Origin of the sequence: Xanthomonas campestris pv. badrii (genome assembly GCF_012848175.1) — a bacterium.
In the GTDB taxonomy this organism is placed as follows: Bacteria; Pseudomonadota; Gammaproteobacteria; order Xanthomonadales; family Xanthomonadaceae; genus Xanthomonas; species Xanthomonas campestris_C.
On the sequence record NZ_CP051651.1, the window covers coordinates 4534868 to 4554286 of the forward strand.

Consider the following 19419-nt stretch of genomic DNA (forward strand, 5'->3'; position numbering starts at 1 on the left):
TGTTGCCACCCAGCTGCAGGGCACGGCCTTGCAGGCAAGATGTGCGCTGCAAGCTGGGTAGATGCAGTGCACCTGGCGGTTCGAGATCGGCAGACGGTGGCATTGGCCGCAGCAACGTCGCAGACGGGCCGTGTGCGTGCCTGGCACTGCACAGAGGCCCTATCCGGGATGTCAGTAGGCATGCACCCCTGCAGTGCGGCGCCGACACGGGTGGCGACAGATGCGACGACCGCAGGCGATTACGCTGTAGTCGCGTTGCATGCTCGAAGGTATCGACGGGCCCGTGCATGACCGGCGCAGCCGCGGATTGGCGGCTGCAGACCGCCTGCGGGCAACGTGGCGGCATCGGTGCCGCCATGGGATGTCAACGGCGTTCCGCTGCCGCGTCACGCAGCCATCGTCAGTTACAGGCTCACTCCACGCTCGCCGCTACCAGCCGTTGCCACAGCGCCGCATTGGCGGCGTCGTCCGGCTCCAGCGTGGCGAGCACGCTCAGGGCGTGGTCCTCCTGCTCGGCGCCATGGCGGGCGAGCAGCGCCAGGGCGGCGGCCAGGCGGCCGTAGCGCAATGCGCGGCCCAGGGTGGTGGCCAGCAGGGTGGCATCGTGCTCGGGGCGCTGTTCGTCCAGCGCGGTGCCCAGCACCGGCGGCAGGTCCCAGGTGATGGCGATCGTCTTGGCCACCGCCGCGGTATGGCGTTCGACCAGCGCGGCGGCCACCTCCAGGCTGTAGGGCAGGCCGGGGCGTTCGGCGTAGGCATCGCGCAGCACCCGCAGGATCACCACTGCGCCCAGGCCCTGCAGCAGGCCGGCCAGCTGCGCCGACAAGGTGTCGCCGCCGCGTTCGCGCATGTAGGCCGCCGCCGCCGTGGCGGTGCGCAGGGCGTAGTCCCACACTGCGGCCGGCAGGCGCGAATACAGGCCGCCATCCAGGCTCAGCACCGGCTGCATGACTGCTGCGGCAACGATCTGGCGCACGCCCTCGGTGCCGATATGCACCACCGCCCGTTCCAGGCTTTCCAGCGGGGCCCCTTGCGGGCGATACAGCGCACTGTTGGCGATGCGCAGCAGGTTGGCGGCCAGCGCCGGGTCCTGCGCGATGATCGCGGCGATGCCGCGCCCGGAGGCATCCGGGTCGTTGACCGCACGCATCAGCTGCGGCAACAGGTGCGGGCGGCGCGGCAACAGCTGCGGACGCAGGTCCACATGCGCCAGGGCACGGCCCACTGCCTCCAGCACCGCCAGCTGAGCCGGGTCGGTGGGCTGGATGTCATCGGCCAGCGACGGGGTGTCCATCACCACCGCGTACATGCGCCGCAGCAACGGGCGCATCGGCGGTGGCGCGTCCTGCACGGGGGTGGCCACTGGCTGGGACGAGGGTGGTTGCGGTTCGACCTGCTGTTCTTGGACTGCGACCGGCTCCGCTGCGGGCGCCGGTGCGACGGGCGGCGTGCTGCCGGTCACCGCCGGCATGGCAGGCTCCTGCGTGCGCTGGCGCATCCGCATCCAGACGATGGCGCCGACGATCATCGCGGCAGCGAGAAGGCCGGCAGCAAGCAGCAACACAGTGGCGAGGATCATGGGCAGTTGTCTGACTCAGTGCCGCGACTATCGGCGATGGCGGGCGCGGCGGCAACGTACAGTGCGTGCATTGAAGGGGCGCCGCCGGGTCGCAAACGCTTGGCCGGTGCCACGGCTGCGCGACCCGGCACAGCGCCTGTCCGCGGCGTATCCGGTGTGGCGGTGTGTCTTGCGCCAAGACTTGCGGACCTCACGCTGGCAACCGCGTGCCCTGCCGCGCCACCCCCGCAGGGCGGTAAAGCGAGATCGCAAGTGTGCACCCGCCACACGCTGCAACGCAGCAATGAGCGGCGTGTCTTCAAGCTGACCACTGCGCTGCACGTCACGCTAACGCACCGGCCGTCACTATGCGTTACCAGCTGTGCAGTTCTAGAGCATCTAGGCAGCTTAAAGGGTGCAGGCATCCGCAGTTGGACCACGTTCCACGGATATCACGCCAGGCGTGATGTCCGTTTTGTCATGCGTGCCGACAGGCGCTGCCACAGTTCGCAGGCGGTGCGCGGCGTGAACGTCGACAGTCGCCCGTGCACACGGCCCGATGCGTTCAACTTCGGTGTGGCCTGCTGACACTGCAGGCATCCGCATGCCGCGCGAGAGCATCCGCCGCTACAGCGTGCCCTGTTTCCATAGCCGCACGATTTCGGCCGGCGCGTGTTCTTCGGGGATGCGCAATGGTTCGCTGGCGCCCTCCCAGGCGATGCTGAAATAGCGGCGGTCGCCACCGCCGCCCTGCGGCGGCGGCAAGGCGTGCGCCAGGCACTGGTCCAGCAGGCTGCGTAGCTGCAGGCGCTGCGCGTCGTCCAGGTCGTCCATCACCAGCTGGCGTTCGCGGCGCATGGCCGGGAACGCGGCCACGCCGCCCTCGCGGGCCAGGCGCAGTGTCACGCCTGCCTCCACGGGCGGCCGCTGCGCGCTCATACGCGCACACCCACGTCGCGCCAGGCCTGCTGGACGGCGCGTGCCTGCGCGCTGTCGGCACCGTAGTCGGTGCTGGCCACGCTGACGGTGAGCGCTGCAAAGGTGGCGAAGTCTGCCTTGGCGGTCAGCGCGCCGCCGGTGAGGGTGCGATACCAGATGCGGCCGGCCGTCTCCCAGGCCGCGCCGCCGAGCGCCACCGCCGCGCGATAGAACGCGTGGTTGGGGATGCCGGAGTTGTAGTGCACCCCGCCATCGTCTTCCTGCGTGTCGACATAGCCGGCCATGGTGGCCGGTTGCGGGTCCTTGCCCAGGGCCGGATCATCGTAGGCGGTGCCGGGTGCGCGCATCGAGCGCAGCCCCGCGCCCTGGATGCCCGGCATCAACAAGCCCGCGCCGATGATCCAGTCCGCTTCCTGCGCGCTCTGGCGCAAGCTGTACTGCTTGATCAGGATGCCGAACACGTCCGACACCGACTCGTTCAACGCGCCGGACTGGCCCTGGTAGATCAGGTTGGCGGTGCGTTCGATGACGCCATGCGTGAGTTCGTGGCCGATCACATCCAGCGCAATGGTGAAGCGGTTGAAGACCTCGCCGTCGCCATCGCCGAACACCATCTGCTCGCCATTCCAGAATGCGTTGTCGTAATCGCGTTCGTAATGCACGGTGGCGATCAGCGGCATGCCGGCATCGTCGATGGAATGGCGCCCGTACACCGTCTGGTAGAAATCGTGGGTGGCGCCCAGGTAGTCATAGGCTTCTGTGACGGCGACATCGTCGGTGGCGGCGGCACCCTCGTCGCGCACCAGCGTGCCGGGCAGGGTGGTGCCTTGTTTGGCGTCGTAGATCCTGCGCTGCACCGCGTGCGCGGCCTGTGCGGCTGGCGCGGACGCGTCATCGGCCCGTGCCAGCAGGCCCAGCGCACGGCGCTGACGCAATTGCGCAGTGACCTGGCGCGACAACAGCGCGCAGCGGCGGGCATGTTCAGGGGCTGCCTGGGCGACATGGTCCAGCAGGTAGGGCGGCAGGATCCCGGCACGGCGTGGCGAAATGAACGCAGACATCAAGCGACCTCCACAAGAGCGGCATTGGCGACTATGCCGCCGCCGGCTTTAGGAAATCGTTAGACCACAGCGCCACTGCGCACCGGATACCGCCTGCCGTTCAGTCCAGCTGGGCGAGCGCCTGCTGGATCGGGGTCTGCCCATCGATGAAGCCAATGGTCTTGCCGATGCTGGCCGGCGTCGCCAGCGCGGCGGCAATCACCTGGGCCACGTTGGCGCGCGAGACGCTGCCGTCGGTGTCGCTGCCGGGGTCGCGGGTGATGCGGCCGGTGGGCGCATCCAGGGTCAGGCGGCCGGGGCCGAGCACGGTCCAGTCCAGCGCGGTGCTGCGCAGATGCGCGTCGGCGGCGCCCTTGGCCTGGGCATAGGCGAAGAAGGGATCGTCCGGCCCGATGCCGTGCTCCAGCCCGGCGCCGAGATAGGACACCATCACGTAGCGGCGTGTGCGCGCCTGTTCGGCGGCCTGCATCGAACGGATCGCCGCATCGCGGTCCACGGCGTAGGTGCGCGCGGCATCGCCGCCGCCGGCACCGGCCGACCACACCACCGCATCGTGGCCGGCCAGCTGTGCGGCGATGGCATCGGTATCGGCGTGCTCGATGTCGAACACCTACGGCGTGGCGCCATCGGCAATCACATCGCCTTCGTGCTCGGGATTGCGGAACAGCGCCGTCACCTGGTGCCCGGCGCGCACCAGCAATGGGGTGAGCAGACGTGCAACCTTGCCATGGCCACCGATCACCAAAATACGAGACATACCACCTCCAGCAATGCGCGCGCGTGGCGCGGAACCGAGGCATGCTCGCCGGTGCCGCGCTAAAGCAGCGTCAGCGCCAGGTCGCGGCCTGTGCGGTGCCGGATCACACGCGCAGCCTGGATCGGCGACTGCCGGCGGCGTGGCCTCTGATGCGGCACGCGCGTGCATCGCCTGGCCGCGATGCGTAACCCGTGTGCCCCACATCTGGGACACTGGCGTGCCCGTTTCTGCGAGATTCCCGATGTCCCTGTCCTCCGAGTTGCATGCGCGCGTTGGCTGCGGTGCCGTCATCCAGCGCCGCGATGGCCGCTTGCTGCTGGTGTTGCGCGGACGTGCGCCCGAGCAGGGGCATTGGGGCCTGCCCGGCGGCAAGGTGGACTGGATGGAAACGGTGGAGGCCACCGTGGTGCGCGAGGTGCTGGAAGAAACCGGCCTGCAGGTGCAACCGCAGCGCGTGCTGTGCGTGGTCAGCCACTTCGAACCGGACATGGACCCGCCGCAGCACTGGGTGGCGCCGGTGTATGTGGCCCGCATCGAAGGCAGTGAGCAGGCGCAGCTGCGCGAACCGCACGTCTTGCACGACATCGGCTGGTTCGCACTGGACGCCTTGCCCACGCCGCTGACCCGCTCGGCGTTGCAGGCGGTGCAACAGCTGCAGGCCGAGCGCGACGCGGCCGACTGACAGGCCAGCGGTGGCGTCAGGCGCGATCACCGTATCGGGTCGGTACCGATTGCACCTTGCGCGCCCGATCTCGACCCGCCACCACGCGCGCCGCTGCCGGTCGCCGGCATCGGCACCCTGCGGCAGCATATGGATTTTGCCGCGCCGCTCGGCTAACGTCGCACTGCTGCGGCCAGGGGAGCTGGCCTGCATACGTCGAACCACACGTGTCGAATCACCCGGCCGGGACGCCGATGACGGCTGAGCGCCCGGTCACGCATCAAGGAACGAAGAATGGAATCGCTCTATCCGCAAGGGCCGGCCGTGGTGCCGGAACGGCTGACCGCGCCCAGCAGCAAGTATCGCCGGCATGCGTGGCTGGCCATGCTGGGGCTGGGCGGTTTCATCGCGGTGTATCTGGGCCTGCTGGGCTGGTTCGGCTGGACTGCGTACCGGCTGGCGTCCGGGCTGGTGCAGGGCTCGGGCGGCGAGCAGGCGGTGTGGCTCTGGCTGGTGGCGATCGGCGCGGCGTTCCTGGCGGTGTTCATGACCAAGGCGCTGATCTTCAACAAGCGCGCCGAACGCGACACCCGCGCGCTGGAGCTCAGCCCGGCCGAGCAACCGGAGTTGTTCGCCTTCCTGCATCGGCTGGCCGACGAGGCCGGCGCACCGCGTCCGCACAAGGTCTACCTGTCGGCGCAGGTCAATGCCGGGGTGTTCTACGACCTGTCGCTGCTCAATCTGTTGCTGCCCTCGCGCAAGAACCTGGATATCGGCCTGGGCCTGGTCAATGTGCTCAACCTGGGCGAATTGAAGGCCGTGCTGGCGCACGAGTTCGGCCATTGCGCTCGATGCCAAGGCCGGGCTGGACATGTTCACTGCGCCCACTGCCTGGGCGCTGGCGGCCCGCCAGGGCTGGCCGGTGGAGCCGCTGCGCGAGGCCACCGTGCGCGCCAACGGCGAGGATGCCGCCGGCATCGCGCGTTTCTTCGCGGCCGTGCAGGCCGGTGCCGACCAGCAGCACGCCGATGCGGCCCTGACCGGCGTCAGCCTGGTCGGGCGCGGACTGGCGTATGCGATGGCGGCGGTATGGCTGGGCGAGCGTTGCCCGCAGGCTTGGCGCGAGGGCGCCAAGCAGTTGCTGTTCAGTAGCGAGCGGCCGTATCTGGGCTGAGGCGCGTGCTGTTGGACCAGCGGCGCCGACCCTGCGCAGGTGCGGGCACATGGCCTTCTCGTCGTCCTCGCTAGGCTGTCGGCCGTTTTTTGGTGTGAGCCGCACATGCCCTCTTCCGAGCTTCGTGCCTTTGTCGTCCGTGTGATCGTGGTGCTGACCCTGGTGGGCTGCGCATGGCTGCTGTGGACCCTCTCGGACCTGCTGCTGATGGTGTTCGGCGCGATCGTGGTGGCGGTCCTGCTGCGCGCGCTGACCAGTTGGGTGACACGCCACACGCGCCTGTCCGACGGCTGGGCGCTGGCGGTGGTGGTCATCGTGCTCGCGCTGGGATTGATCGCCTTGCTATGGCTGTTCGGCGCGCAGCTGGCCTCGGAAGTGGGCGCGTTGCAGCGCACCTTGCCGCAGGCATGGACGCGGCTGCACGACTGGATCGCGGCCGGGCCGCTGGGACCGACGCTGGACGAATTGACCCGGCAGGCGCCGGCACGCGTGTCCAACCTGGCGCCACGCGCCGGTGCGTTTGCGCTGGGTCTCACCGGCAGCGTGGCCAACCTGTTCCTGGTGCTGGCCGGCGCGGTGTACCTGGCCGCGCAGCCGCAGCTGTACCGGCGCGGGGTGCTGCTGTTGCTGCCGGCGCATGTGCGGGCAACCACCGACGACGCCTTGCAGGCCAGCGGCACCGCCCTGCGGCTGTGGTTGCGCGGCCAGCTGCTGGCCATGGCGTTGGTGGGCGTGCTCACCGGCCTGGGCCTGTGGGCGTTGGGGATCCCCGGAGCGCTGGCACTGGGCATCATCGCCGGGTTGCTGGACTTCGTGCCGATCGTCGGCCCGATCATGGCGGCGATTCCTGCGATCCTGCTGGGCTTCACCGTCAGTCCACAGATGGCGTTGGCCACGGCGGCCCTGTTCGTGGTGGTGCAGCAGATCGAAGGCAATGTGCTGATCCCGCTGATCCAGCAACGCACCGTGGACCTGCCGCCGGTGCTGATGCTGTTCTCGCTGTTCGGCATCGGCATCCTGCTCGGCCCGGCCGGCGTGTTGCTGGCTGCGCCGCTGACGGTGGTGGGATTTGTGCTGATCAAACGGCTGTACGTGCAGGAAGCGCCGGGCACGCCCACCTCGATCCCGGGGCAAAGACAGCCGTAGGGGCTGCGCGCGGGTGCAGCGTGCGCGCAGCGGATCGGCCCGCACTCGTCGCATCGCCCGAAGCTCACCAGGCATTGCGCGTGATCATGCGCTTTTCAGCCTACATCTGGGATTGCCCATGCCTGCCTCGGCCACCGCGCGCTAACGCCACGCTGACGCCGGCTAGGCGCAACGCTTACATCTGCTCGCCTAGCGTGGAAGTCGACGCGGTGCAGCACGTGCCGTGCCGACAGAGATCAGGAGAACATCGGATGAGTCTGCAAATCCCTCAGGGTGCCTTGGTAGTGGTCGCCGACGGCGGCGAAGCACGCTGGTTCACCAACACCGGCGACGAAGCCAGGCTGGTCCTGCGCCAGCACGCGCGTACCGACGTGCAAAACGTCGACGACGAAGGCCCGGCCGGCAAGGCACCGCGCGATCTCACCGAGACTGACCTGGACGAGATGACCTTTGCCAAGCAACTGTCGCAAGCCCTGAACGATGGCGCCCTGAAGCACGAATACGCCCACCTGGTGTTGGTCGCCGACCCGACCACCCTGGGCCGTGTGCGCCCGTTGCTGCACAAGGAAGCCCAGCAGCGCCTGGTGGGCGACCTGGCCAAGGACCTGACCAACCTGCCGTTGGAAGATATCCAGCGCGCGCTGTCCTGAGGGCAACGCCCTCTCGGGTTGCATGTAAGGCGTGCGCGGCTGCAGTTTGGACGGGCCAACGCTTGGATCACTTTTTGGTCTCTCCGCTCTTACCGCGCCTGCCTGATGACCGTGCCTTGGGCGATGTAAGCCACGCTATGCTAGAGATGCGTGGCGCAGTGAACCAAAGCAAAAACGTATCAGATGCCTTGCCAATGCCAGCCGCCGTTGGACTGCGCATCGGAGGTGTCGAGGATCAGTGCCTGAGTACATGCCAGGCACGCAAGGGTGGCAGGCTGTCAGTATCAATCACGCTCAGTCACGGAGGCAGCGCCAATGGGGTTTGTTCGCCAGTACGCCACGCAGGCACCGGAGCGTAGCGCCGTCGATGCGCAGCCCGGCGTGCAGATCCTGGAATTCGGCACCGATTGGTGCGGGCACTGCATTGCCGCGCAGCCGCTGCTGCAGAAACTGCTGGGCGGTTACGACGCAGTGGATTACCGCAAGATCGAAGACGGTAAGGGGCGGCCGTTGGGGCGGTCGTTCCACGTCAAGTTGTGGCCAACCGTGATCCTGATGCGCGATGGAGAAGAAGTTGCACGCTCCGTGCGCCCGCAGACACGCGAAGATCTGCATCAGCTGCTATCGGCTCTGGATGCGCAGTGACATCGCGTTGCGTGTGGGCCTGCGTTGGACGGGTCCTATGTCCAAGTGATGAGTTTTGACGTGTCGTATGGCATGCAACGCGCGGTGCACGTCGCTACACGCTACTTAGCTCAGCTGACAAACCGACTGCATAGCCGCCAGGCGGATGCATCCGGTGTTTGGCAGCGATGCCCGCATACATTGCGCCTCTGGGCGCGTTGTCCTCACCTACCTGCACACTGCTCGCTACGTGCTGTCATCCGCTCAACGCGGACGTAAGAGCATGCGCTACGTGCGAAATCCCCGCAAATTGAGCACGTTGCGCGGTCGCGCCTGCAGCGATCGGCACGCTGGTGTAACATGGCGCGCTGATCAAGCCCTTGGGTGTACGCCCATCCCTTTGGTCATCTGTCCCGCAGCGCCGCTGAGTTGACGCGGCCGTCCGGGAATGCCTCCGGCTGTTGCAATGCATGTGCTGATGCCGTGCGTGTGATGGGCCGTGTCCTGTGCGTTGCCGGGACGAGCAGGTAGCGGTGGCCGTTTCTGGAGACTGCACATGCACGACACGCGCGCGATTGCCTCGCACTTTGGCTGGTTCAAACGCCGCCGCCAGCTGCAACTGGACGAGGTCACCGTGGTGGACCGCGGCATGCTGCGCCGCGCCGTTGGCGCGGCAGCGCTGGGCAATGCGATGGAATGGTTCGATTTCGGCGTTTACGGCTATCTGGCGGTGACGCTGGGCCAGGTGTTCTTTCCGGCCAGCAACCCCACCGCGCAGTTGATCGCCACCTTCGCCACCTTCACCGTGGCGTTCCTGGTGCGGCCGATCGGCGGCATGGTGTTCGGCCCGCTGGGCGACCGCTACGGGCGTCAGAAGGTGTTGGCGGCCACGATGATCCTGATGGCATTGGGCACCTTCAGCATCGGGCTGATTCCGTCCTACGACAGGATCGGCCTGTGGGCACCGGCCTTGCTGTTGCTGGCGCGCTTGTTGCAAGGCTTTTCCACCGGCGGCGAATACGGTGGCGCGGCCACCTTCATCGCCGAATACGCCACCGACCGCAATCGCGGCCTGATGGGTAGCTGGCTGGAGTTCGGCACGTTGGGCGGCTACATCGCCGGCGCCGCCACCGTGACGGCATTGCACATGAGCCTGACCCCGGCGCAGATGCTGGACTGGGGCTGGCGCGTGCCGTTCCTGATCGCCGGCCCGCTCGGCCTGCTGGGCCTGTACATGCGCATGAAGCTGGAAGAAACCCCGGCATTTCGCGCCTATACCGAGCAGTCGGAGCAGCGCGAACGTGAGACCGCCGGCCAGGGCCTGATGACGCTGCTGCGCCTGCACTGGCCGCAGCTGCTCAAGTGCGTGGGCCTGGTGCTGGTGTTCAACGTCACCGACTACATGCTGCTGACCTACATGCCCAGCTACCTCAGCGTCACCATGGGCTATGCCGAGAGCAAGGGCTTGCTGCTGATCATCCTGGTGATGCTGGTGATGATGCCGCTCAACATCGTCGGCGGCCTGTTCAGCGACAGGCTGGGCCGCCGCCCGATGATCATCGGTGCCTGCGTTGCGCTGTTTGCGCTGGCGGTCCCGTGCCTGCTGCTGATCGGCAGCGGACACGATGGCTTGATCTTCGCAGGGCTGATGCTGCTTGGTCTGGCCTTGGTGTGCTTCACCAGTTCGATGCCGTCCACGCTGCCGGCGCTGTTCTACACCCCGGTGCGCTACAGCGCGCTGTCGATCGCCTTCAACGTGTCGGTGTCGTTGTTCGGCGGCACCACGCCGCTGGTCACCGCCTGGCTGGTGGAACGCACCGGCGACCCGCTGGTACCGGCGTATTACCTGATGGGTGCGGCGGCGATCGGCCTGGTGACAATGCTGTTCGTGCGCGAGACCGCCGGCCTGCCGCTGCGCGGCTCGCCGCCGGCCGTGGCCAGCGACGCCGAGGCGCGTGCGTTGTTGCAGGCCGACAGCCCGGTCACGGTGGATGCGCAACTGCCGCTGACCAACCCGCTATCGGTGGGCCAGCCGCGCACCGCGTGAGAGCAGCCAACACACCAACCGCGCTCGCCGCCAGGCGGGCGCGGCCGGTGCGCGGCGCGGCATGTGCCACGCGTCCACTGCGGTTCCTGCGCACCGACCTGACGCCCGTTCGCTACGTGGTGGTCGCCGCTCTCAGCCTGGTGCCGGCGCTCAGCGCAGCGCCGGATCGCGGGTATCGGGCATGTCCGGATACGGCATGCCCTGCCCGGTTTCGACGTAGCGCTTGAGGCTGCTGCCAAGGAAGAACTTCCAGCCTTGGCGGCAGACCTCCAGGCACGGCGAGTCGCGGTAGCCGGACTGCACGAAGTCCACGCGCGTGCCTTCGCCGGTGGAGACCAGATCGAAGCGCATCACCGTGCCTTCCCACGCGCTGGTGTCGAGCATGTTGGAGCGCTCGCAGCGCCAGCACACCAGCCGGTGGTCGGCGCCGGCATCGATGCGCAGCTCCACGCGCCAGCCATGGCCGCTCCAGTCCAGGCAGACGCGGCCGTCGACCTGGCGCACCTCACGCGTCCACCAGCGCGCCAGTTGCGCCGGCTCGGAGAGCGCGGCGGAGACCACCTCCGGTGCGGCGGCGATCACGACGCTCTGGCGGATCTCGTGCTTCATGTCGAGGGCATTGGCTGCATAGATGCCGATGATGGCGCATTTTGCCCGCCAATTGCAGCCTTGCACGGTGTGCGCGCGCCGCTCGTGCAGCGCTCACATGGCGCTGGGTACCATCGGCACGGTCCTTCCGTGAGCAGAGCAGGCATGACGACGCTTCCGATACCGGTGATGGACGCTGCCGCGCAGCGCGACCTGACCACCGCCCATGCGTTACTGGAAAACCCCGGTGTGGCAGCCCAGCTGGCCAACGCGCTGGGCGCGCCGATCGAGAGCCTGATCAGCAAGCGGCTGCCCAAGCTGGTGACCCGCAGCATCGATGCCGCCACCCGCCGCGCCTTGCAGGTGGCGATGAAGTCGGCCCTGCTGAGCCTGCGCGGCAAGACCGACGCGCCACAGCCGCCATCCACCACCCGCCATACGCTGGCAGTTGCGGTGGCCGGTGGCGCTGGCGGCTTCTTTGGCCTGCCCGGATTGATGGTGGAGCTGCCGCTGACCACCACGGTGATGCTGCGCTCGATCGCCGATATCGCCCGTGCCGAGGGCGAATCGCTGCAGGACCCGGACACCGCGCTGGCCTGCCTGGAAGTGCTGGCGCACGGCGGCCGCAGCGCGGTCGACGATGGCACCGAATCGGGCTACTTCGCGGTGCGCGCGGCCATGGCACAGCAGCTCAGTGCGGCCGCCCGTCATGTCGCCGCGCACGGCTTTGCCAGCAAGGGCGCACCGGCGCTGGTCTCGCTGGTGTCGCGCATCGCCGCCAAGTTCTCGGTCAACGTGGGCGAGAAGCTCGCCGTGCAGGCGGTGCCGCTGGTGGGCGCGGTGAGCGGTGCCACGCTCAACACGGTCTTCATTCGCCACTTCCAGGCGATGGCGCGCGGCCACTTCATCGTGCGCCGGCTGGAGCGCCAGTTCGGCGAAGATGCAGTGCGGCGCGCGTATGACGCATTGCCACCGCCGCGCTGATGCGGACCACGCCATGCGATGCTGACAATGCGTGCATCTCTACAGTGCAAGACGTGTTGCCGGTGCGGTCGACGTGGGAAACCTGCGGCGCAGGGCAACTGCATCCAGTCGTGCAGCATCATGCTGCTGAGCGGTTGTCGCTGAACATCTACGCTACGCGCTAATTGTCTTCACCACGACAGATCCTGATCATGACCAAGCCCTTTTCGCCGGCCTCTGCGCGTAACCGCGAGCCGATCCTGGAGGTGTTGCGTAGGCACTTGGCCGACCGGCAGCACGTGCTGGAAATCGGCGCAGGCACCGGACAGCACGCGGTACATTTCGCCGCGGCGATGCCGTGGTTGCAGTGGCAGGCCAGCGACCACGCCGATCATTTGCCGGGCATGCAGCAATGGCTGGATGAAGCCGCGCTGCCCAACACGCCGCAGCCGATCGTCCTGCAGGCGGTGCTGACACCGACGGATGGTTTGGCGCCACTGCCAGCCTTGCCCGTGCTGCGCGATGGCCAGCGTGGTTTCGATGCGATCTACAGCGCCAACACCTTGCACATCATGGGCTGGCTGCAGGTACAGGCCTTGTTTGCAGGCTTACCCGCAGTGATGGCGCCGCAGGCAGTGCTGGCGGTGTATGGGCCGTTCAATCGCAATGGTCAATTCACCAGCGACAGCAACCGCGCCTTCGATGCGATGCTGCGCGAACGCGACCCTGCATCGGGCATCCGTGATGCCGAAGCGGTGGATGCGCTGGCGGCATCGGTTGGCTTGCAGCTGATCGACGACGTGGCGTTGCCGGCGAACAATCATTGCCGGGTGTGGCGGCGGACGACGGTTGAGAATGGAATCGCCGGCTCGCCGAGCGCAGCCGATTGAGAAGCGTTTATCGATGCTAAGCGCGGATGGTGTCATTGGCAGCGCTGTCTGATCTGGAACAGCGGGCGATGTACGCGCATGCGTGGCGTTGGTTGCCGCAGCGGGTTATCTCGCCCGGGGAAATGCCATCTGCAACGTCGGCTTGCGTAGAACGTTCAAGCGCCTGCCACCGCAACCGGTGGCCAAGGTCGCCGCCGCTCCACCCACCACAGCGCTGCCGCCACACTGAGCCAGGCGAGCAGCCACGGCCAGCGCGCGCCGGGTTGGGAGACGGCAGTGGCGATGGGTGCAGAGGCGGTGGCCGCCGCCAGGGCGATGGTGGCGGCGCGCAGTTGCTGCGTGTACATGGCCGCGGCGTCTTTGGGCGCGCGGATGTAGAGCCAGCGTGGCGTGGCGCCGCTGTGCAGGCGCTGCCAGCCAGGGGTTGCGGGCCAGTAGCCGGCGCAGGGCGGCGCGTTGCCGTTGCGCTCGGGCAGCAGCGGCTGGCGGGTGTGGTTGGACTCGGTCACGAACGCGTCGGCGCCGAGGTCGCACAGGGTGAGGCGTTGCTGCGACCAGCCTTGCTGCACCGGGGTGGGGGCGCCGCCGCCGGGGCGGGCGACGGCGCCGGACAACTGCGCCCAGAGCGCGGCATGCAGATCGCTGCGGCCGGCCAGCACCAGCGCGAAGCTGTCTTCGATCAGGCCGATACCGATGCGCCCGCGGCCTCGGGCGCGCCACCAGCCCAGGGCGCTGCCGTCGTCGGCACGTGCGGCGATCAGGGCGTCGGCGGCCTGCGGTTGCAGGTCGCGACGTTGCAGCGGCGCCAGCGTCGGGGTATCGCCGGGGGTGGAGGCTGGATCGGTGGGCAGGGCCGGCGAAGCCAGCCGCTGCGGTGCGGGCACCGGGCTGCTGGTGCTGCCGCCGCTGACCGCAAGGCCGAGCTCGGCCAGGGCGGCGCGGGTGCCGGCGTCCAGTGGCCCGTCGGTGCGCACCAGCACGCCCAGGCCGCGCTGGATCGCTGCGTGCACGGTTTGACGCTGCGCGTTGCCCAGTGCGACCAGGCGGCGTGGGTCGACCACCAGCAGGTCGAGCCGGTCCAGGCTGGCCGCATCCAGGGTGGCGCCCTCGCCGAGCTGGATGCCGGGGCCGATCGCAATCTGGCTGCGCACCTCCAGCCCGGCATCGCTGGCCCAGCGGCGCAGGTATTTCAGTTCCGGCTGCGGTGCGCCGGCCAGCAGCAGCACGCGCGCCGGCGCTACGGCGGCGACCAGCACCGGCACCTCCACGCGGCTGCGTTCGACGCCATCGGCATCGCGCGCGCGCACGGCGAACAGCACCTGCCCGGGCGCGCGGGCCAAGCCACGCAGGCGCACGCGCCCGGCGCGATCGGGCACGGCGCTGTCCACCCGCTGGGCGGCCGGGTCGAGCAGGTCCACGCGCGCCCCCGGCCAACCCTGGAGCTGCGCATCGACTGTGATTAGGTCGCCTGGCGCCACCGGCGGTGGTGTCGATACGGCGACCAACCCGTGCGGCGGCGGGTTGAGCGCCAGCCGCAGCGGGATGCGCAGGCCTTCGCGGTCGCGCGCGGGCAGGCCATCGCCATGCACGATGAGCGCGGTGGTGCCGGGTGCGCGCCGCAGCGCAGTGGCCAGATCCGGAACCCGCGCCACGCCAGGTAGCGCGGGCGCCTCGGGCAAGGCGACCCAGCGCGCAGCATCGCCGGTAGGGATGTGCGCGGCGGCGGTGCCGGCGGTGGCGACATGCAGTTCCCCACCGCTGGCGGCGCGCGGCGGGGGCAACAGCACCGGATAGAGCAATGCGGCGAGCAGCAGTTGGGCAGTGAGCAACAGCCAGAGCCGGGTGCGCGAACGCGGTTGCCGGGCGTGTGCACGCAGCAGGCGCACGCAGCCGATGCAGGCGACCAGCAGCAACGCCGCGCCGACCAGCCAGGGCAATGCGGGCGTCATGGTTGCGGCTCCCGGCGCAGTGCATCCAGGTAGCGCTGGCCGCGGGCGTCGGGTGCGGCGCGGCGATGCGGTGCTGTGGGTGGGGCGAGCAGGGTGCGCCAGACCTGGGCGCGCAGCTGGGCGCGGCAGCTGGCGCAGCCGGGGTCTGCGCGCAGGGTTTCCACGGCGGCGGCCAGGCTCAGCGGGTCGTGCAACTGGTCCTGCCGGGTTTGCAGCCATTGCGCGTAGCGGGCCAGGGTGGCGTCGGGCACCGTGGCTGGCTCGCCCAGCGCCTCCCACAGCTGCAACGCGGACGGGTCCGGGTCCGGGCGGCTGTCCAGCCCGGCGGCGCGGTTGCCCAACCCATCGCGCTTGCCGCTCAGGCGTCGGCTGGGGTCGATCGGCGGCAGCTGCGTGCCTACCCGCGGCAGGTAGATGCGCTCGGCCTGCTGCACCTGCTTGATGAAGCCCAGCGCCTTGTTGGCATAGGGCAGAGCGCGCTCTGGGTGGCCCTGACGCAGCGCGCCTTCGGACTGCCACATCTGGTCCAGTGCGGCGCGCAGCAGGGCGCGGGTCTTGGGATCGAGCAGGGTGGCGGCTTCGGCATGGTCGTGGGTATGGCCGAAGTCGGCCAGCACGTCCTGCGCCTGGCCGAAGCCGCTGCGCTCGGGCCGGCCATGGCCGCCGCTGTGGTCGTGATCGTGATCGTCCAGCGCGGCGGTGCCTGGTTCGGCAGTGTTGGCCTGGTCGTGATCGTCGTGGTCATGCCCGGCGTGCGCGTGGCTGCCTGCAGGAGCGGCGGGCGTGCTTGGCGCATCGGCGGTGGGCATGTCGGCAGTCGGCAGGTCGTCGGCCGGGGCGTCGCTGGTGGGTGGCGCGTCGGCGGTCGGCGGACCTTGCGGCGCCCCTTCGCTCTCTTCGCCCAGGAACTGGCCGTAGCGCAGCCGCAGCAGGCGCTGGTCCACGCCGATGGCGTCGGAGCGCTTGAGGAACGCGGCGGCGTCCAGGCGCGGTTGTTCCTTCAGCAGCGCCTGCGCGTCGATGATGATCTGGCGCTGGCTGCGGAAATAGGCCGGCAAGGTTTGCTTGACGCTGGCCTCCAGACCGGCGGCCATGGTCACCTCGGGCGGCGGCCAGCGCAGGATCACGCTGGCGCTGCGGCCTTCCTGCGGGCCGGGCTGGCGGGTGTCGTGGACGATGAGCTGGGCAATCAGGTCGTCGCCGGCGGCCATGCCCAGGGCTTGCGGCTGCAGGGTGGTGGCGAAGCTGCGTTGCCGGGCCGGGCCGCTGCCGGTGAGCGTGCGGCGTTGGGTGGTGAAGGTGATGTTCTCGCCGCTGCCCTGGGCCAGGGTCAGCCGCAGTTCGGCGCTGGTGGCTACCGCGTAGTCGTCGCTGGCTTCGAAGCGCAACGCCCAGCTGCCATTGGCCGGCGACCACAGCACCAGGCTCTGCTCGGGCGCCAGCACGCGCACCTGCGGCGGGCGGTCGGGCAGCACGTCCAGCCGGTGCAACTGGCGGTCGGCCAGGCCGCCGTCGATGAGGACGCGGTACAGGCTGGCGCGCTCGGCGATCCAGTGGCCTTGCCACGTATCGCTGCCGCCTTGCCGGGCCAGTGCGACGGTGCGGCCGTCGGTGAGCCGCAGCGCCACGCTGCGCGGCGCCGGGTTGACCTGCAGTTGCCAGTCCAGCCGCGTGCCGGCCGGCACCTTCGCGTCCAGGCCGGGCAAGCGCGTGGCAGGCAGGCCGGTGTAGGCGGGCGGGCTGCTGCGTAGCTGCGCGTGCCGCAGCGCGGGCGCGCCACTGCTGGCGCGCGCGGCGGCAATGCGGTCGGCTGGCGGCGTGCGTTGGGTGGCCGGGGGCGGCCACAGCAGCAGCGCCGCGCAGGCGAGCACGCCCAGCAGGCTCCACGGCCACAAGCGCCGCCACGGCCAGGCCGGGCGCAGGTCGCGTGGGCGGCTGCGCAGGCGCTGTTCCAGGCGTTGCCGTTGCAGGGCCTGCAGCGGACCGAGCTGGGTGAGCGGGGCGAACAGCAAATCGCTGCTGTCCTCCAGATCGGGATCGCGGTCCAGCCGGCGGATCAGCCAGGTCTGGTCCAGCCGCCGCGCCGCCAGCGCTGCCACGCCGAGCACTGCCAGCAGGCCCAGGAGCAGCAGCGGAATCACCGCTGCCGGCGCACCGGCCCGCCACGCCAGCGCCGCCGGCACCGCCGCCAGCGGCAGCCCGAACAGCAGCACGCCTGCGGCCTGGCGCCGCCGCGCCGCCTGCCACGCCTGCTGCAGCGCCGGCGTGCTCATGCGGCGGTGGCCCGGCGCGGGGAGGTGGCCAGCCAGCGTTCGAGCGCGAACAGCAGCAGCACCAGGCCGATCAACCATGGCGCCAGCGGCCAGGGGGCGGCGCTCAGGCGAGTGGCGGCGCCGCGCTGCGGTTGCTGGGTCTGCGCCAGCGCGCGCTGTGGTGTGGGCAGCGGCTGCAGGGCGTCATGCAGGCGGGTGGGGAAATCGGCATCCAGCAACGCCGGCAGTTGCCGCGGCTGTAGCGGTGCGGCCCAGCGCAGCACGCGTCCGCGGCCGAGCGCTGCGGCATCGAGCAATGGCGCGCCAGCGGCAGCCTGTTGCACGGGCTGCAGGGTCGCGGCGAGGCTGGGTGGAACGGGTGTCTGCGCATCCAGCAGCAGCTGCCCACCGGCTGCGACCCAGGCCATCACGGACTTCGGCGGGGCGCTGGGCGACAGCCAGGCCACCACGGTGCCGGCTGCCCAGCGCGCAGGCTGCGCATCGGCCGGCGCACCCACCGGCAGGCTGCCCGGCAGCGCCCAGGCGGCATGCACGGCGCGCAGATAGCGCAAGGCCGGTGCGGCACGATCGTCGGCAATCGCCTGCAGGCGCAGCGGCGCGGCAGCGGCGGGCGCAGCAATTGGCGATTGGCCGGGCAGAACCTGCCAGCGCACCTGGCGCGACACCTGCAGGCGTTGCGCATCCAGCGGGCCCCACTGGGCCGGCACGATGACGCTGAGCGCCGCGCCCGGCGGCAGGCTGGCATCGAGTTCGCGCAACAGGCTGGAGACCGGTGGTGCCGCGCCCGCAGGCGTGACGGGTGTCTTCGGTACATCGGCATTCGCATCTGCATCGACCGGCGGGAAGCCCGGCGCCAGCCACACCCACTGCGCGTTCGCGGCGTGGCCGAGCTGGCGTGCGGCGGCCACTGCGACCCCCGGGCTCAGCGCAACGCGCCGGCGTGCATCTTGAAGCTCGCGAATGGCCGGCTCGGCCAGCAGCAGCGCCACGGCGGCGAGCAACAGCAAGCGCACCAGCAGCAGCGGCCATTCATCGAAACGCACGCGGTGGCGCGGGCGCGGCATCGCACGCAACCAGCGCAACGCAGCGAAGTCGGTCGGCCGGTGTTCGCTGCGCCGGGCCAGATGGATCAGCAGCGGCAGCAGCAGCGCGGCCAGCGCGGCCAGGCCGGCGGGGAGCAGCAGCATCAGGTTCACTGCGGCACCCGCCTGGCGGTGTGGTGGCGGCTCCGCTGCGCGCTCATCGCGGTACACCTTGCCCGAACAACTGGCGCAATGCCGCCTCGGGTGCGGCGTCCAGATAATGCAGTGCGTGCGCAATGCCGGCGGCCTGCCAGCGCGCCTGTTGCGCGCGCTGTGCAGCGCCGAAGCGTTGCAGATAGGCGGCGCGCATCGCTGCGCCATCGCCCAGCAGTTCTTCGCCGGTTTCCGGGTCGCGGAAGCGGTGGCCGCCGCTGAAGCTGAAATCGCGTTCGTCGCAGGTCAGCACCTGCAGTTGCATCACTTCGCGGCGCGCGGCGGCGAGTTTTTCCAGTGCAGCGTTCAGTGCTTCGTCGAAGCCATCGCCGATGGACAGCACCAGCGCATGCGTGGCGATGCGTTCCCACAGCGGGCGTACCGCGTCCATGCCCGGCCACTGCCCGCCGGCACGCAGTCCGTGCAGGGCCAGCCATAACCGGTCGCGCTGTCGTGGCCCGGTACCGGCCGGCACTGCCACCAGCCCGCCGCCGTGCACCGCGAACAGGCCGATCTGGTCGCCCTGGTGCAGCGCGATCTCCGCAGCGCAGGCGGCCAGGGTCGCCATCGCCTGCAGGCGCGTGTAGCCGGGGCGCGCGTGGTCGGCCTGGCCGGCAGAGGCAGTGGCGTCGAGCAACAGCCACAGCGTCAGCGGGCTTTCGCGCTCGGCTTCGCGCACGAAGAAGCGGTCCGAGCGTGCGTAGAGCTTCCAGTCGATCTGGCGCAGCGCATCGCCCGGTTCGTAGGCGCGGTATTGCGCGAATTCCAGCCCGGCGCCGCGGCTGCGGCTGGCATGTTGGCCGATGCCGTGCGCACCCTGCGCGTGGCGCGCACGCAGCTGCAGACCACGCAGGCGGCTGCGCACGTCGCTGGGAATCAATGCCGGCAGGTCTGCATTCACGCC

Annotated in this window: 15 protein-coding genes, 1 other RNA gene and 2 pseudogenes; 9 read left to right on the forward strand and 9 right to left on the reverse strand. The window is 69.7% G+C overall.

What is annotated here, in order from left to right:
* Positions 1-412: 412 nt before the first annotated feature.
* From HG421_RS19225 to HG421_RS19240, 4 genes and pseudogenes are all read right to left on the reverse strand, one after another.
* Positions 413-1579 carry an HDOD domain-containing protein gene (locus tag HG421_RS19225; RefSeq protein ID WP_169707743.1) on the reverse strand — a complete coding sequence of 389 codons (1167 nt, stop codon included), beginning with the start codon at positions 1577-1579 and terminating at the stop codon, positions 413-415.
* Between the two features lie 606 nt (positions 1580-2185).
* Complete coding sequence (locus HG421_RS19230) at positions 2186-2497, reverse strand: protealysin inhibitor emfourin (RefSeq protein ID WP_169707744.1); 312 nt, start codon at positions 2495-2497, stop codon at positions 2186-2188.
* Positions 2494-3558, reverse strand: a complete 1065-nt coding sequence (locus tag HG421_RS19235; RefSeq protein ID WP_169707745.1) for a M4 family metallopeptidase — start codon at positions 3556-3558, stop codon at positions 2494-2496. The genes HG421_RS19230 and HG421_RS19235 overlap by 4 nt, the downstream gene beginning before the upstream one ends.
* A 100-nt stretch (positions 3559-3658) precedes the next feature.
* A pseudogene (locus HG421_RS19240) lies at positions 3659-4315 on the reverse strand (SDR family oxidoreductase).
* A gap of 241 nt (positions 4316-4556) precedes the next feature.
* On the opposite strand from HG421_RS19240, the gene HG421_RS19245 reads away from it, so the two are divergent.
* The 7 genes and pseudogenes from HG421_RS19245 (at position 4557) to HG421_RS19275 (ending at position 10745) form a co-directional block, all read left to right on the forward strand.
* A complete protein-coding gene (locus tag HG421_RS19245; RefSeq protein WP_169707746.1) occupies positions 4557-4997 on the forward strand; it encodes an NUDIX hydrolase in 441 nt (146 codons plus the stop codon).
* Between the two features lie 363 nt (positions 4998-5360).
* Positions 5361-5828, forward strand: a pseudogene (locus HG421_RS19250) (M48 family metallopeptidase); the annotation flags it as partial.
* 427 nt (positions 5829-6255) lie between these two features.
* Entirely contained in the window at positions 6256-7296 is a 1041-nt protein-coding gene (locus HG421_RS19255; RefSeq protein ID WP_169707747.1) for an AI-2E family transporter, read from the forward strand.
* Positions 7297-7547: 251 nt separating this feature from the next.
* A complete protein-coding gene (locus HG421_RS19260; RefSeq protein ID WP_169707748.1) occupies positions 7548-7946 on the forward strand; it encodes a host attachment family protein in 399 nt (132 codons plus the stop codon).
* A 315-nt stretch (positions 7947-8261) separates the two neighbouring features.
* Positions 8262-8591 carry a thioredoxin family protein gene (locus HG421_RS19265; protein ID WP_169707749.1) on the forward strand — a complete coding sequence of 110 codons (330 nt, stop codon included), beginning with the start codon at positions 8262-8264 and terminating at the stop codon, positions 8589-8591.
* 535 nt (positions 8592-9126) lie between these two features.
* The gene (proP, locus tag HG421_RS19270) at positions 9127-10617 is read left to right on the forward strand and encodes a glycine betaine/L-proline transporter ProP (RefSeq protein WP_169707750.1); all 1491 of its coding nucleotides are present in this window, start codon (positions 9127-9129) and stop codon (positions 10615-10617) included.
* Between the two features lie 61 nt (positions 10618-10678).
* Positions 10679-10745, forward strand: a non-coding RNA gene (locus HG421_RS19275) — sX9 sRNA.
* A gap of 22 nt (positions 10746-10767) precedes the next feature.
* Here HG421_RS19275 and HG421_RS19280 read toward each other — a convergent pair.
* Positions 10768-11226: an SRPBCC family protein gene (locus HG421_RS19280; protein ID WP_169707751.1), complete on the reverse strand. Its 459-nt coding sequence runs from the start codon at positions 11224-11226 to the stop codon at positions 10768-10770.
* A 168-nt stretch (positions 11227-11394) separates the two neighbouring features.
* Here HG421_RS19280 and HG421_RS19285 point away from each other — a divergent pair, with 168 nt between their 5' ends.
* Together HG421_RS19285 and HG421_RS19290 are read left to right on the forward strand one after the other, a co-directional pair.
* Positions 11395-12189, forward strand: coding sequence for an EcsC family protein (locus HG421_RS19285; protein ID WP_169708272.1), 795 nt, complete (start codon positions 11395-11397; stop codon positions 12187-12189).
* Positions 12190-12353: 164 nt separating this feature from the next.
* Positions 12354-13058, forward strand: coding sequence for a DUF938 domain-containing protein (locus tag HG421_RS19290; RefSeq protein ID WP_169707752.1), 705 nt, complete (start codon positions 12354-12356; stop codon positions 13056-13058).
* 155 nt (positions 13059-13213) lie between these two features.
* Here HG421_RS19290 and HG421_RS19295 read toward each other — a convergent pair whose 3' ends face one another.
* From HG421_RS19295 to HG421_RS19310, 4 genes are read right to left on the reverse strand one after another with little or no spacing between them, the layout of a single operon-like run.
* Positions 13214-15007, reverse strand: a complete 1794-nt coding sequence (locus HG421_RS19295; RefSeq protein ID WP_169707753.1) for a carboxypeptidase regulatory-like domain-containing protein — start codon at positions 15005-15007, stop codon at positions 13214-13216.
* Entirely contained in the window at positions 15004-17280 is a 2277-nt protein-coding gene (locus HG421_RS19300) for a hypothetical protein (protein WP_169707754.1), read from the reverse strand. Before HG421_RS19300 ends, HG421_RS19295 begins: the two co-directional genes overlap by 4 nt.
* Positions 17277-18476, reverse strand: a complete 1200-nt coding sequence (locus HG421_RS19305; RefSeq protein WP_169707755.1) for a BatA domain-containing protein — start codon at positions 18474-18476, stop codon at positions 17277-17279. The genes HG421_RS19300 and HG421_RS19305 overlap by 4 nt, the downstream gene beginning before the upstream one ends.
* A 43-nt stretch (positions 18477-18519) precedes the next feature.
* On the reverse strand, positions 18520-19416 hold the full coding sequence (locus HG421_RS19310; protein ID WP_169707756.1) for a DUF58 domain-containing protein: 897 nt from the start codon (positions 19414-19416) through the stop codon (positions 18520-18522).
* Positions 19417-19419 lie beyond the last annotated feature (3 nt).

Excerpts from the sequence above, each read along its gene's own strand:
- HG421_RS19225 (WP_169707743.1), bottom strand. The coding sequence starts at position 1,579 with ATGATCCTCGCCACTGTGTTGCTGCTTGCTGCCGGCCTTCTCGCTGCC.
- HG421_RS19230 (WP_169707744.1), bottom strand. The coding sequence starts at position 2,497 with ATGAGCGCGCAGCGGCCGCCCGTGGAGGCAGGCGTGACACTGCGCCTG.
- HG421_RS19235 (WP_169707745.1), bottom strand. The coding sequence starts at position 3,558 with ATGTCTGCGTTCATTTCGCCACGCCGTGCCGGGATCCTGCCGCCCTAC.
- HG421_RS19245 (WP_169707746.1), top strand. The coding sequence starts at position 4,557 with ATGTCCCTGTCCTCCGAGTTGCATGCGCGCGTTGGCTGCGGTGCCGTC.
- HG421_RS19255 (WP_169707747.1), top strand. The coding sequence starts at position 6,256 with ATGCCCTCTTCCGAGCTTCGTGCCTTTGTCGTCCGTGTGATCGTGGTG.
- HG421_RS19260 (WP_169707748.1), top strand. The coding sequence starts at position 7,548 with ATGAGTCTGCAAATCCCTCAGGGTGCCTTGGTAGTGGTCGCCGACGGC.
- HG421_RS19265 (WP_169707749.1), top strand. The coding sequence starts at position 8,262 with ATGGGGTTTGTTCGCCAGTACGCCACGCAGGCACCGGAGCGTAGCGCC.
- proP (WP_169707750.1), top strand. The coding sequence starts at position 9,127 with ATGCACGACACGCGCGCGATTGCCTCGCACTTTGGCTGGTTCAAACGC.
- HG421_RS19280 (WP_169707751.1), bottom strand. The coding sequence starts at position 11,226 with ATGAAGCACGAGATCCGCCAGAGCGTCGTGATCGCCGCCGCACCGGAG.
- HG421_RS19285 (WP_169708272.1), top strand. The coding sequence starts at position 11,395 with ATGGACGCTGCCGCGCAGCGCGACCTGACCACCGCCCATGCGTTACTG.
- HG421_RS19295 (WP_169707753.1), bottom strand. The coding sequence starts at position 15,007 with ATGACGCCCGCATTGCCCTGGCTGGTCGGCGCGGCGTTGCTGCTGGTC.
- HG421_RS19300 (WP_169707754.1), bottom strand. The coding sequence starts at position 17,280 with ATGAGCACGCCGGCGCTGCAGCAGGCGTGGCAGGCGGCGCGGCGGCGC.